The following is a 13,169-nucleotide window of genomic DNA, read 5'->3' on the forward strand; positions in this document are numbered from 1 at the left end:
ATAAGGGCGCGGGGAGAAGTCCGATGAGTTCCGAAAAATACCCGAATCTGGGGTTCGATCCGGCTCCGGGCGATCTTGAGTCTGTGAGGGAGCTGACCAAGGCTGTCCGCCAAGTCACGCGCGGTAGCGGTACGGCTCAGACGGAACTGCGCAAGATGGGTTCTTCTGACGGTGTGTGGGCGGGTAAGTCCGCCGACGCCTTCAAGGACACCTTCTCCGCGGTCCCCCCGTACCTGAAGAAGGCCTTGGACTCCTTGGACACGGCGCACCGGGCCCTCACATCCTGGGAGACCCAACTGGACGGGTTCCAGGCCAGAGCGCGGAAACTGGAGTCGGAGGCAGAGGAGGCGGCGCGACAAGTCAACTCTGCCCGGAGCGCCGTTGACGGCCTGCCCTCCTCCACATCCGGGATGTCGGACAAGGAAAAGGAGCGTTACGAGAAGGACTCCAAAGAGAAGAAAGATTCTCTGGACTCCGCGCACAACGAACTCTCCGCGATCCGGAGCCGGGCCCGCTCACTCCAGACCGAGCACGGACAGGCCGCGACGGACGTCTCGCGACTGATCAAGGCAGCGGCTGACGACGCTCCTCCTGAGCCCAGTTGGTTCGAGGAGGCGCTGGACGCTGTCGGTGACCTGCTCGCGGACGCCTGGGACACCATTACGGATCCGAACTTCTGGAAGATGATCGGCGACATCCTGGCAGATATCGCCATGGTCGTCGGTGTGCTCGCGATCTTCTTCTCAGGTCTCGGCGTGGCGGCCTTCATCCTTGCCGGGCTCGCTCTGGCCTTCCACCTGGCGGCCATGGCCGGCGGCGCTGACGTGACCTGGGAGACAATTGCCTGGGACGCTGTCGGCGTTGTTGCCGGTGGTATCGGCCTGGCCGGTTCGCGGCTCGCGCAGTCCGGTCGCGCCCTGGTCACGGCCGGCCGTGAGCTCCGTCTGTCCTCCGGCTTCATGAAGGCGCTTGGCAATGTCAAGTTCGGCAACGTCTGGGGTGGGCTGAAGGGTCTGCCCAGCGGTGTCGCCAACTCTGCACGGGGTCTGGCCATGGGCGGCAAGGGATGGTCGTTCGTCGCCACAGGCGTAGCGATCGACAAGGCCGCGACGTGGACGGGCGCAGCCTTGGCGATCGGCTCCAACATGCACAACGGAACCTGGGATCAGGGCCGTTGGACCGACGGCGAACTCAAGATCGGCGACGTTCCGGTGGTCGGCCCATTCATGGACTACTTCGGCGCGGTCGACGAGGACAAGCCGGTGGCCCCGGGTCCCTTCCCCTCCACCTTTGACGCACCCACCGCGCTTGCCTCCTCCGGGAGTACCTTCACCAAGCATCTTGATCCGTCACAGATGGGCACAGCCGCATGAGTGTCACTGAACCCGGCGTGACGGGAAGCATCGAACGTAGCAACACAGCACCGTTCCGCTATGCCTTCCGTCATCAAGTTCCTGACGAATTCGTTCGGCTCCCTGAACCGACAGCCTCCGACGGCTGGCGGCAGGCTATGGGCGAGCTGATGCCCGAGTCCGACGAACGGCAGCAGGATGCTGCCAGCGAAGGCCTGCGCCGTCAGCTACCACTCCTGAGCACCAGGGAGAACGTGGTCCTCACGGCGATGTGCATCGGCACAGAGGAGGTGGACGGGGACGAGCGTTTGTCGATGGGGCTGCTCGCCGTGACCGTACGGCCAAGCGAACACAGCCCTGCCACACGGCTCTTCACCGCCGAAGGGATCTATCAGGCGACCGCACAGAGGTTCTTCTCCAAAGCGGCGGAGGAGAACCTGAAGAAGATCAGCTTCCCGCTCGGTGAAGGGCTCCAAGGTCCCCAGGACATGGCGCTCGCAGCCAAGCTTCCGTGCGGGCCCGCGGTAATGTCCACGTCTCTGCGTGCTCTCCGCTTGCCCGACCTCGATGCCGGGCTCGCGATGCCGCCGCTTCCCATGGCCGCGTTGCAACTGATCGTGCCCGCACCGCACAGCTACTGCGTATACGTCACCATCTCCACGCCCTCCGTCTTTCTGCTCGACTCCTACAGCGCTCGCCTCGCCCATATCGGCCGGACATTCGAGTTCGACGACCTTCCCGCTGCGGCCGCCCCGCTGAATGCGGGCCCGACAGGGAACACACCCAGCACATCCGGGCCGGGAGTTGAGCCGTCGCAGAAGAGATGAATACGCAATGACAGACGCAGAGATCCTGGCTCTTTTTGACGGTCGGGGCCGTGCCGAGTTCTTCCTCTCCGGCTTTGAGAGCGTGAGCCCCACCAAGATCGAGGCCTTCGCCTTCGAGTTCGGCTACGACCTCCACGCGACCGAGATTCCGCACAAAGGTACAGTGCGTCTGATCTACGTACGCAACGATTCGCCAACCGCTCGCCTCCGAGCTCAGCAGACCCTGGAACGGTTGCGTGCAGGCGGCCCACTTCTGCCCGCGTGGGTAGTCCCTGGTGACCAGCCGGGTACGACCAGGCTTGTGTCGGGGTTCCAAATGGCTTCGATACGACAGCGTCTCGCCGCCTACGAAGCCAGCGGGGTCAAGGGCCTTGTCACCTTGACGGCGTTGCTCAGTCTCGGGTTCCTCGCCCTTGCGTGGGCGGCACGCGATTCCCTTGAGGGCTTGATCGTCCTGTCGACGGTGGCTGCCTGCCTGGCCGTGGCAGCCGCGTTGCTTCCCCGATGGCTGAAGCGCTGGTACGAGAGGAACCGGGAGTTGGTTCGGCTCTACGATCGACAGCGGTTCGGCCATGTGGGCCCGCCCCCGCCACCACCCCCGCTCGGACCGGCCGGTCGGCATTCGGGCCCACGAAACGGGCAGCAGTGAACACCCGGAACGCGTGCGAGTCGCTGTTCGCGGTGTCGTCGCCACGTCGACGGTCTCGTGGGGTTCGAGAACGCCTGGAAGGCTGGGAGGGAGAAAAACCGTGCCGCGCAGCAGGAGAAGTGAAGGCTCTCATGAGGATGAACAGATCCTCGCGTACTTTGATGGGCGAGGCACCGCAGAGATCACGCTGAGGGGCCGCGAGGTGGCGCAGAGCAATAGGATCGCGGCGGTCGCCTTCGAGTTGGGCTACAGGCTTCACGAGACGGAGATAGTCACGCGGGGCCAGTGGCGCATGATCTATCTGCGCGACGACTCCCCGGATGTCCGCCAACGCGCCCAGTACACGATGGACAGACTGCGCGCCGGCGGCCCCTTGTTCCCCCAGACGTGGGCCCCTGTGGGAATGCCGCCCGTCCCCGGCAGGCAGATCGCGCCGATGGAGGCGGCTTCCGCCCGGCGCAACATGACCGCCTACGAAACGCACGGCTCGCGAGGACTGGTCATCATCGCAGCCCTCCTCAGCATCGCCTTCCTCGTGCTGGCGTGGGTGGCACGCGATGCGCTCGGCGGCGCGATCGCCTTGCTGGTGGTAGCAGCCCTCCTGGGCGTCGTTGCGGCGCTGATTCCCTCCTGGATGAGGAGCTGGTACGAGTACAACCGGCGAAAGGTGACCCGCTTCAACCAGCAGCGGTCGCAGCAGTGGGGGCCGCCTGCCCCTCCTGCCCCTCCTCCTCCAGTCGGAGGCAACGGACAGGACGGCCCGGGAGGGAACGGTTCATGATCCGCGTCGACTTCTCCGTGCCGGTCGAGTTCGAGGACATCCTCATCGGCGCCGACTTCGAGACGGCCTGGGCCGAGCTGAACAGGCGCTACGCACGACCATCGACGACCGGTGACCTCGACCAGGAGAAGCTCAGCGAGATGGCCCGGGCGCTGCACCAGGTCTCCCGCCTCCTCAAGGAGGTCGGCGTCGTGTACGCGGCTGACTGCCTCCACTCGTTCCAAGGCGAGCCTTCCTTGGGCACGCTGGCAGTTGCCGTCGTCGACTTCCCGTATGGGGACGACGCAGCCACGGCGGCCCGTGGAACTCTGCGTGGCGTCCTGGAGTCACGAGGACCGGAGTGGGCAGGCTCCGTCATTGACGCCCCATGTGGTCCGGCAGCCGTATTCACGGGTGGCCAGATCTATACGCTTCCCCCGGTGTCCTCCCCGGACGGTGAGGCTGTCGAGGTACTCACTGCCCAGTTCCATGCCATGATCCCGGTCCCGGCAAAGACAAGTGGAGATGGTCGGCAGATGTGCCTGGTCGCCTTCTCCACTCCGAACGTCGGCCACTGGGAACATTGCTACGCCCCGATCATGGCCAACGTCCTGTGGAGCCTTCGCTTCACGTCGGAAGGGCCGGAGGGGCAGGTCGATCCCGGTGACGACGCCACCACGCCGACGGCGCGCTCCGCCGCGTAGCGCTGGAGGGCGGCACGCATCGTGCGGTCGTCGCTGTGGGCGATTGGCCGGTTTGGCTCACCGGTGGCCCAGGAAGTGCCTGCTCACGGATGTTCGGGGTGACTCAAACCTGCCAATCGCTGACCTTGCCGGCCTCGCCGACCCCGGCGACGGCGCCGGGTGAGTCGGGATGTGCGGGGTGGCGGTCGTGCTCGTGTAGGCGGAACCGCGCCATGCTGGTGGCATTCGCCCGCCAGGGCCGGGAGCCGGGAGTCAGGAGCCGTCATGAGAAAGATCGTCCTGATGATGTCCGTGTCCCTCGACGGCTACATCGAGGGGCCCAACCGCGAGATCGACTGGCACGTGGTCGACGACGAGCTGCATACGCACTTCAACGAGGAGTGCGCGAGGATGGGCGCCTTTCTGATGGGGCGTGTGACGTATGAGCTGATGGAGGGCTTCTGGCCCACGGCCGATGCCGATCCGGGGGCCACCAAGACTGTGGCGGACTTCGCCGGGATCTGGCGGAACATGCCGAAGATCGTGTTCTCGCGGACGCTGAAGCGGGCGGACGCGCACTCCACGATCGTGCGGGAGGTGGTCGTGGATGACATCAGGGCGTTGAAGTCCCAGGAGGGCGGTGACCTGTCGGTCGGGGGTGCCGATCTTGCCGCCGAGTTCATGCGGCACGACCTGATCGACGAGTACCGGGTGTACGTCCATCCGGTTCTCATCGGCCGGGGAAAGCCGCTCTTTCCCGAGTCCGACACACTGACGAAGACGAAGCTGCGGTTGCTGGAGAGCCAGGCCTTCGCCAATGGGGTCGTGCTCCTACGGTACGAGTCCGCCAACGCCAGCGACGGGTAATGGAGTTGTCCATCGGGCCGGGCGCGGGTAGGAAGGCCGCATGACTGGACTCGGTGCTGTGTTCCGGCCCCAACTGCCTCCCGAGCGGCTCCGCGCGATGGCGCGCCTCGCGGACGAGACGGGGCTGGAGGAGCTGTGGCTGTGGGAGGACTGTTTCCTGGAAGGGGGCGTCTCGGCGGCGTCGGCGGCTCTCGCCTGGACGGAGAGGGTGCGGGTGGGGGTCGGCCTGCTGCCGGTGCCGTTGCGGAACGTCGCCCTCACCGCGATGGAGACGGCCACGCTGCACCGGCTGTTCCCGGGCCGGGCGATCGTGGGCGTCGGGCACGGCGTACAGGACTGGATGGGGCAGGTCGGCGCGCGGGCCGAGTCGCCGCTGACGTTGTTGCGGGAGCATCTGGTGGCCCTGCGCGCGCTGCTCGGAGGGGAGCGGGTCACCATGGACGGCCGGTACGTCAGCCTGGACGACGTCGCGCTCGACTGGCCCCCGGCGGCTGCGGTCGAGGTCCTGGCCGGGGCCACCGGGCCACGCACCCTCCGCCTGTCCGGGGAGGCGGCGGACGGCACGATCCTCACGGCCGGTACGTCACCGGACGGTGTACGCCGGGCGCGTCGGCTCATCGACGAGGGGCGTGCGTCCGCCGGTCGGACTGATCCCCGCAAGATCGTTGTCTACCTCCTCACCGCCACCGGTCCCGACGGTCCCACCCGCCTCAAGGCCGAGCTCGACGCCGAGGGCCTGGCCTCCGTGCCCGACCTCGGGGTCGCGGGGGACGCCGGTGCGGTCGCCGAGGCCGCACAGCGCCTCGCCGACGCGGGCGCCGACACGGTGATCCTCCAGCCGACCGCCGACGAACCCGCCCCCGAGTCCTTCATCCGCTTCACGGCGGAGGAGGTACGGCCACTCGTGCCGTGAGGGCCCGGTGACCAGGGCCTGGCCACCGGGCCTGGCGGCCGGGGTTCGATTGTCAGGGGGCACTGTCAGTGCCCCCTGACACACTCGGCGCATGAGTGATGAGACGAGGGATAGGGACTACGGCAAGGACGTACAGGACGACCACGACGTACGGCTTCGGGGCGTGCGGGAGAGCGATCTTGAGCTGTTCCACGCGTATGAGAACGACGCGGAGGCGGTACGGCGGTCGAGATTCACGCCCCGGCCCCGCGAGGCCTTCATGACCCACTGGGCCACGAAGATCCTCGGCGACCGCACCGTCTTCGTCCGGACCGTCACGGTCGGCGGCGAACCGGCCGGCAGCATCGTCGCCTGGTGGGAGGAGGACGGCCGCCGCTTCCTCGGCTACTGGCTCGGCCGCCGCTACTGGGGCCGAGGCGTCGGCACGACCGCCCTGGCCCTCTTCCTCCAGCAGGAGAAACACCGCCCGCTCCACGCCGACCCGTTCAAGGGCAACACGGCGTCGGTGCGCCTCCTGGAGCACCACGGCTTCCGCCACGCCGACACGGTCCACCACGGCGAGGACGAACACGCGCTGCTCGTCCTCGACGACGTCAGACCGGCCGATGGTCCCCGGTAGACCCGCCGATCAGCGCCCGCAGGACGTCCATGTGGCCCACAGCCCCCGACATCCGCGAGCCCGATCGGTGACCGCCGCGTGACCTCCGGGCCCGCGTCACGCACGCGGGCCCATCGCAACCTTCTCGATCGCCAACTCTGTTGTGGACTGCAGCACTTGCCCCTCAGCGCTTGCCCCTCGGACTGTCGGCCCCTCGAACCCTCGGACGGAAACAGGCCGCTGCGCCCGCATGTGGCCCACAAGCGCGCCCGATGAGCGCCCGAAGCGCGATCCCCTCGCCCGTTGCCGCCCCGGACGAGTGGGACGATCAGCGTATGCAGGAGCTAATCGGGCGAGAGTGATTAGATGGTATTTAAGTCGCGAAAGTGTCTCCCTGGTCTCTCAATTCCGCCTCCAGGTCGCGCACGCGGTGTCCACATCGTTATCCGATGTGGCTCGCTTCGGGTTGCCCGGTCACGTAAGTTCAGACCAAGGTAATTCGCGTCAGCAAAGCTGCGCGGGCGGTGCCGCGCAGTGGAGGGGGCTGCGCGGTGCCGCGGCCGCAAGTCGGGTGTGAAGCCGGGACAGGCCGTACGGCCCGCGGGCCCGCACCTCGTCCCCCTGGCGCAGGCTGTCGTGCAGCGCGGCCTTCGGTGTCGGCCGGTGTCGGCGTCGGTGCCGACAATGGCGTCAAGCGTGCGTTCTTCGCCGGGGTCACCCGTGCGGGGGTGTGGTGGAGTGTCTCCCCGCGTGTCGCACAAGTGGGCCCAAATCCCCTGTATCCCTCCGGATGTCGCGCGATTCCTCTCGATTGCCTTGGAATCCGCCGTGATCCGGCCATGATTCCCCGTCGAATGAACCCATTCGACGCCACCCGGCCGTCGCCATCCGACTCCGGAGAGTAGTTTTGGCACGCCGATGCACGCAGCATCACTTACGAAGGGTTATGGTGGAAACCCCCCCTCGGGCCGGTCCGTCTCCCCCCCACGGACCGGCCCGTTTTTTCATGCGCCCACGGAACGTTTCGACGAGGACGCACCCCGGGGCCGCGCGAACCAACCGCACCTCCCAGCCGGGCCCAAGCCCCGCAGCGGTAGGCTTCGCCTCGGGGACCGGATCTGCACGGAGGGGCTGACAACACGTGAACCTGCGCGAAAACCTGCGCCGACTGCTGGTCAGGTTCTATGCACGCAGGGTGGAAGGCCACCTCGACCACACCCAGGTGCCCAAGCACATCGGCGTCATCATGGACGGCAACCGGCGCTGGGCGAGGGCGGCCGGGTCCACCGCCGCCCAGGGGCACCGGGCCGGAGCCGAGAAGATCGAGGAGTTTCTCGGCTGGTGCACCGAGACGGACGTCAAGGTCGTCACCCTGTGGCTGCTGTCCACGGACAACTTCGACCGGCCCGAGGAGGAACTGGTCCCGCTCCTCGGCATCATCGAGAACGTCGTCAGCTCCCTCGCCGCCGACGGCCGCTGGCGTGTGCACCACGTCGGCACCCTCGACCTGCTGCCCGCGCCGATGCAGACCGTGGTGAAGGAGGCCGAGGAGTCCACCGCGCACGTCGACGGGATAGTCGTCAACGTCGCCATCGGCTACGGCGGCCGCCAGGAGATCGCCGACGCCGTACGGTCGATGCTGCTCGACGCGGCAGAGAAGGGCACCCCGCTGGAGGACCTCGCCGAGGCCGTCGACATCGACCTGATCGGCAAGCACCTCTACACCGGCGACCAGCCCGACCCCGACCTCGTCATCCGCACCAGCGGCGAGCAGCGGCTGTCCGGGTTCATGCTGTGGCAGACCGCCCACTCCGAGTACTACTTCTGCGACGTCTACTGGCCGGCCTTCCGCAAGGTCGACTTCCTGCGCGCCCTGCGTGACTACGGGGCGCGACACCGCCGTTACGGGGGCTGACCCTCTGTGTCCGTTGCGGGCGCTGGCGCAATCTGTTACGTGACGTTGACGCTCCGTACCGCTGGCACTTCCGATGCGGTGCACATCACCCCTATTGGGGCGTAAGTAACGAGGAGTTCACCAGGGCGCCGTCGTACGGAATGGCATGGCGGCGCATGTTCGAGGGCATAAGGCAGTCAGGTCGACACCCGAACCACGGGTGTCGTATCTCAGCGGACGGCACGGGGCCGTTCGCCCGGGAGGCCCTTTGCACCAGCCCGACCGTGCGGTCACAGCACGGACGAAGCGGAGGGCCGGTCCGCGGCCCGCGCATGGCGGCCGACGACCGGTCCAGATCTCCTTCGTCGCTCCCCGACCTCATACGAGGGGGTACGTCCTTCCGTGGTGACCAGCACAAAGCGCCACAAGCCAGACCGGCGCACTTACGTCCTCGACACCAGCGTCCTGCTGGCCGACCCGAACGCCCTGATCCGCTTCGACGAGCACGAGGTCGTGCTCCCGATCGTCGTGGTCACGGAGTTGGAGGCCAAGCGGCACCATCCCGAACTCGGCTACTTCGCCCGGCAGGCGCTGCGCCTGCTCGACGACTACCGGGTGAGGTACGGCCGTCTCGATGCCCCCATTCCTATCGGGGAGTTGGGCGGGACGGTCCGTGTCGAGCTCAACCACTCGGACCCCAGCGTTCTGCCGACGGGCTACCGCCTGGGGGACAACGACTCCCGCATCCTCGCGGTCGCCCGCAATCTGCAGGCCGAGGGGTACGACGTCACCGTCGTATCGAAGGACCTGCCGCTCAGGATCAAGGCGTCCTCCGTGGGCCTCCTCGCCGAGGAGTACCGTGCGGAGCTCGCCATCACGGACTCCTCCGGCTGGACCGGAATGTCCGAAGTGACCCTGCCCGGCGAGCAGGTGGACGTCCTCTTCGAGGCGGGCACCGCCCATGTCCCCGAGGTCGCCGACCTCCCCGTGCACACCGGCCTGACGATCCAGTCGGAGCGCGGCAAGGCGCTGGGCCGTGTCACACCGGAGGGCAACGTCCGGCTCGTGCGCGGCGACCGGGAGGCGTTCGGCATCAAGGGCCGCAGCGCGGAGCAGCGGATCGCGCTCGATCTGCTCCTCGACCCGGACGTGGGCATCGTGTCGATGGGCGGCCGGGCCGGCACCGGCAAGTCGGCGCTCGCGCTGTGCGCGGGCCTGGAGGCCGTACTGGAACGGCGCCAGCACCAGAAGGTGATGGTCTTCCGCCCCCTGTACGCGGTGGGCGGACAGGAGCTCGGCTATCTGCCCGGCTCCGAGGCCGAGAAGATGAGCCCCTGGGCGCAGGCGGTCTTCGACACCCTCTCGGCGGTCACGTCCCGCGAGGTCATCGAGGAGGTCACCGCACGAGGGATGCTGGAGGTCCTTCCGCTCACCCACATCCGCGGTCGCTCGCTGCACGACGCGTTTGTGATCGTGGACGAGGCGCAGTCACTGGAGCGGAATGTTCTGCTGACCGTTCTGTCCCGGATCGGCGCGAATTCGCGGGTGATTCTCACACATGACGTGGCCCAACGGGACAATCTGCGGGTCGGCCGGTACGACGGTGTCGTCGCCGTGGTCGAGAAGCTGAAGGGGCATCCGCTCTTCGCGCATGTCACGCTGACCCGGTCCGAACGGTCCCAGATCGCGGCCCTTGTGACCGAAATGCTGGAGGACGGGCAGATCTGATCCCTGCCGGGTGATGGCTCCCAATAGGAGCCGGTTACCTGTCGGTTGGCGCCGTCCGGCAAAGGCGATGAGCCTAGCTGGGCGGCGCCTCGGCATGTGCGGGTTTCCGTGAATCCCCTGGGGCAAACGAGGTGTGAGCTTTCACACGTAACTCGGAATTGCCTCGCGGCGTCCAGGTGCGGCAGAGTCTCATTCCTGTCAGGCCCCGCATACGACACATCTGTACCCCTGGGGGTACCCCCACACTATTCGTAGTGGGGGAGGTACGGCACGACTTCAGGCACCACCGCCAACTGCATAGCGTTGTCGTATGCCGCCCGAGCACGACGCGGCGCTCCCGTCACGGGAGTTGCCCACCGGGCCCGTGCCTCCCGTGACCCCGCAGTTGGGAGGCCAGCGCCAGGGGCACGATTGCGTCCGCCAGGGTCACCGAAGCGGGCGATGCTGGAAGGAAACCGTGTGAGCCGGATTTCGGTACGGGGATTCGCAGTGGCCTCCGCCACCGCGGTCACCGCCGTCGGAAGCGTTGTCGGAGTTGCTTCGGGCAGCGCCGCGCAGCCGAACGACGACGCCGAGGCGACGGCAAGCGACTCGACGCTCCTCGCGGACATACCCGTCGGGCAGCAGGCCCGGGTACAGACCGTTTCCCTGACGCAGCAGGCCGACGCACAGGCCGTCGCCGCGGACACGAGCGCGAAGAAGAACGCCGAGGCAGCAGCCCGTAAGCAGGCCGCCAAGGACGCCATCGCCAAGAAGGAAGAGGCGGAGCGGGCGGAGCAGGAGCGCAAGGAGCGCGAGGCCGCCGAACTGGCCGCCAGCCGGTCCGCCACCCGCGACGCTTCCAGCTTCAACGTTCAGAGCTCGTACACGATCGCGGAAGTCCAGGAAATGGCACGCCAGATGGTCCCGGCGGACCAGTGGACGTGCTTCAGCGAGATCGTGCAGCGCGAGTCCAGCTGGAACTACACGGCCGCCAACCCCGCATCCGAGGCATACGGTCTCGTGCAGTCGAATCCGGGCTCCAAGATGGCCTCGGTCGCCCCGGACTGGCGGACCAACCCGGCCACCCAGATCCAGTGGGGCCTCAACTACATGAACGAGCGCTACGGCAGCCCGTGCGACGCGTGGAACTTCTGGACGGTCAACCACTACTACTGACCTGCTGAGGCACTACCACTGGCCTGCTGAGCCAAGGCGTCCTGCCCGGTCTCCGTCCGGTCCCTGTCCAGCCTCCGCCCGGCCACGTGATCTCAACCTTCTGAAGCCCTTCACCGTCCTTTGGTGAGGGGCTTCGGACATGTACGGTCGGAGCCGACGACTCCGGGGGGAGTGGTGGGGCGCAACGGGGGAGAAGGACGGATCATGTCGCGAGTGCCAGGATGGCTCGGCAGGGTGGGCGCCGGACTGACCGGATGGGGAAAGCGGTTGGAGGCGCGCCGCGCGCGGGCGGAGGCGCAGGACGACGACCACGACGAGCCTCCGGCTCCCGCCGAGGAGCAGGCGCCGTCGGCTCCCTCCCCCTCCGCTCCCCCCGCCCCGGTCGCCACTCGCTCCGATCCCGTCGAGGCCGTTCCGTGGGGTGTGCGGGTCGCCGCCGAGGCCGGCTGGCGGCTGCTCGTCCTCGCGGGCACCGTGTGGGTGCTGATGCGGGTCATCAGCGCCGTGCAGCTGATCGTGCTCTCCTTCGCCGCCGCGCTCCTCATCACCGCGCTGCTCCAGCCGACGGTGGCCCGGCTGACCCGGCACGGCATACCGCGCGGCCTGGCGACCGCGCTGACGGCGATCCTCGGCTTCGTCGTCATCGGGCTGATGGGCTGGTTCGTGACCTGGCAGGTCATGGAGAACATCGACAACCTCTCCGACCAGATCCAGGACGGCATCGACGAACTGCGCCGCTGGCTCCTCGACAGTCCCTTCCATGTCACCGAGGACCAGATCAACGACATCGCCCGGAACCTGCGTGAGGCGATCAGCGACAACACGGACGCGATCACCTCGGCGGGGCTGGAGGGTGTCACGGTCATCGTCGAGGCCCTGGCCGGCATTCTGCTGACGATGTTCTCGACGCTGTTCCTGCTGTACGACGGCAAGCGGATCTGGGAGTGGACGCTGAAGCTGGTGCCGGCGGCGGCGCGGCCCGGGGTTGCCGGGGCGGGGCCGCGGGCGTGGCGGACGCTGACGGCGTATGTGCGCGGGACGGTGGTGGTGGCGTTGATCGACGCCATCTTCATCGGCCTGGGGATCTACTTCCTGGACGTTCCGATGGCGGTCCCGCTGGCCGTGTTCATCTTCCTGTTCGCCTTCATCCCGCTGGTCGGTGCGGTGGTGTCGGGGGCGTTGGCGGTGGTCGTCGCGCTGGTGACGCAGGGGGTGTTCACGGCGGTCATGACGCTGGTCGTGGTGCTGGCGGTCCAGCAGATCGAGGGGCACATCCTTCAGCCGTTCATCCTGGGGCGCGCGGTCCGGATTCATCCGCTGGCGGTCGTTCTCGCGGTGGCCGCGGGTGGGCTGGTGGCGGGGATCGGCGGTGCGGTGGTGGCGGTGCCGTTGGTGGCGGTGACCAATACGGTGGTGGGCTATCTGCGGGCCCATTCCCATGAGGCGGCTCTTCGGCGGGCTCCGGTGCCTCGGGGGGCTACGGCGATGGGGGTGGCGCCGGTGGCTCCGCCGTCTTCGTCACCGTCTTCGGCGTCGTCGTCCTCGCCGCCGCCGTCGGATGCGCCGCCTTCGGCGTAGCCGGCCGGGGGTGCGCCCGGGGGTTTTCGCCCCCGCCGCCCCTACCCGTCCCATCCTCCAGGGGCTGCCGCCCCTTCGACCCCGCCTGGGGGCTGCGCCCCCGGACCTGCTGGGGGTGGGTGGGCCGGTTGCGGGTGGGTGGGGGTTGCTGTGGGTCGGCCT

The 13,169-nt window shown here is 67.9% G+C and carries 12 protein-coding genes; all 12 read left to right on the forward strand.

Features of this window, described 5'->3' with window-relative positions:
* Positions 1-23: 23 nt before the first annotated feature.
* The 12 genes from ACWD3C_RS41220 (at position 24) to ACWD3C_RS41275 (ending at position 13,007) form a co-directional block, all read left to right on the forward strand.
* Positions 24-1,373 (forward strand): putative T7SS-secreted protein, encoded by a 1,350-nt coding sequence (locus tag ACWD3C_RS41220; protein ID WP_451152610.1) that lies wholly within the window; start codon positions 24-26, stop codon positions 1,371-1,373.
* On the forward strand, positions 1,370-2,179 hold the full coding sequence (locus tag ACWD3C_RS41225; protein ID WP_451152612.1) for a hypothetical protein: 810 nt from the start codon (positions 1,370-1,372) through the stop codon (positions 2,177-2,179). The genes ACWD3C_RS41220 and ACWD3C_RS41225 overlap by 4 nt, the downstream gene beginning before the upstream one ends.
* Before the next feature lie 7 nt (positions 2,180-2,186).
* On the forward strand, positions 2,187-2,828 hold the full coding sequence (locus tag ACWD3C_RS41230) for a hypothetical protein (protein WP_451152614.1): 642 nt from the start codon (positions 2,187-2,189) through the stop codon (positions 2,826-2,828).
* A gap of 100 nt (positions 2,829-2,928) precedes the next feature.
* Positions 2,929-3,609, forward strand: a complete 681-nt coding sequence (locus ACWD3C_RS41235) for a hypothetical protein (RefSeq protein ID WP_451152616.1) — start codon at positions 2,929-2,931, stop codon at positions 3,607-3,609.
* Positions 3,606-4,292, forward strand: a complete 687-nt coding sequence (locus ACWD3C_RS41240; RefSeq protein ID WP_451152618.1) for a hypothetical protein — start codon at positions 3,606-3,608, stop codon at positions 4,290-4,292. The genes ACWD3C_RS41235 and ACWD3C_RS41240 overlap by 4 nt, the downstream gene beginning before the upstream one ends.
* A gap of 264 nt (positions 4,293-4,556) precedes the next feature.
* A complete protein-coding gene (locus ACWD3C_RS41245; protein WP_451152620.1) occupies positions 4,557-5,138 on the forward strand; it encodes a dihydrofolate reductase family protein in 582 nt (193 codons plus the stop codon).
* A gap of 40 nt (positions 5,139-5,178) precedes the next feature.
* Entirely contained in the window at positions 5,179-6,051 is an 873-nt protein-coding gene (locus ACWD3C_RS41250) for an LLM class flavin-dependent oxidoreductase (protein WP_451152622.1), read from the forward strand.
* 91 nt (positions 6,052-6,142) lie between these two features.
* A complete protein-coding gene (locus ACWD3C_RS41255; protein ID WP_451152624.1) occupies positions 6,143-6,670 on the forward strand; it encodes a GNAT family N-acetyltransferase in 528 nt (175 codons plus the stop codon).
* Positions 6,671-7,790: 1,120 nt separating this feature from the next.
* Entirely contained in the window at positions 7,791-8,564 is a 774-nt protein-coding gene (locus ACWD3C_RS41260) for an isoprenyl transferase (protein ID WP_451152626.1), read from the forward strand.
* Positions 8,565-8,945: 381 nt separating this feature from the next.
* Positions 8,946-10,271: a PhoH family protein gene (locus tag ACWD3C_RS41265; RefSeq protein ID WP_451152628.1), complete on the forward strand. Its 1,326-nt coding sequence runs from the start codon at positions 8,946-8,948 to the stop codon at positions 10,269-10,271.
* A gap of 459 nt (positions 10,272-10,730) precedes the next feature.
* Positions 10,731-11,429, forward strand: a complete 699-nt coding sequence (locus ACWD3C_RS41270; RefSeq protein WP_451152630.1) for an aggregation-promoting factor C-terminal-like domain-containing protein — start codon at positions 10,731-10,733, stop codon at positions 11,427-11,429.
* 204 nt (positions 11,430-11,633) lie between these two features.
* The gene (locus ACWD3C_RS41275; protein WP_451152632.1) at positions 11,634-13,007 is read left to right on the forward strand and encodes an AI-2E family transporter; all 1,374 of its coding nucleotides are present in this window, start codon (positions 11,634-11,636) and stop codon (positions 13,005-13,007) included.
* Positions 13,008-13,169 lie beyond the last annotated feature (162 nt).

It is taken from the genome of Streptomyces sp. NPDC002845 (assembly GCF_053591955.1).

Excerpts from the sequence above, each read along its gene's own strand:
- ACWD3C_RS41245 (WP_451152620.1), top strand. The coding sequence starts at position 4,557 with ATGAGAAAGATCGTCCTGATGATGTCCGTGTCCCTCGACGGCTACATC.
- ACWD3C_RS41220 (WP_451152610.1), top strand. The coding sequence starts at position 24 with ATGAGTTCCGAAAAATACCCGAATCTGGGGTTCGATCCGGCTCCGGGC.
- ACWD3C_RS41240 (WP_451152618.1), top strand. The coding sequence starts at position 3,606 with ATGATCCGCGTCGACTTCTCCGTGCCGGTCGAGTTCGAGGACATCCTC.
- ACWD3C_RS41230 (WP_451152614.1), top strand. The coding sequence starts at position 2,187 with ATGACAGACGCAGAGATCCTGGCTCTTTTTGACGGTCGGGGCCGTGCC.
- ACWD3C_RS41255 (WP_451152624.1), top strand. The coding sequence starts at position 6,143 with ATGAGTGATGAGACGAGGGATAGGGACTACGGCAAGGACGTACAGGAC.
- ACWD3C_RS41250 (WP_451152622.1), top strand. The coding sequence starts at position 5,179 with ATGACTGGACTCGGTGCTGTGTTCCGGCCCCAACTGCCTCCCGAGCGG.
- ACWD3C_RS41225 (WP_451152612.1), top strand. The coding sequence starts at position 1,370 with ATGAGTGTCACTGAACCCGGCGTGACGGGAAGCATCGAACGTAGCAAC.
- ACWD3C_RS41275 (WP_451152632.1), top strand. The coding sequence starts at position 11,634 with ATGTCGCGAGTGCCAGGATGGCTCGGCAGGGTGGGCGCCGGACTGACC.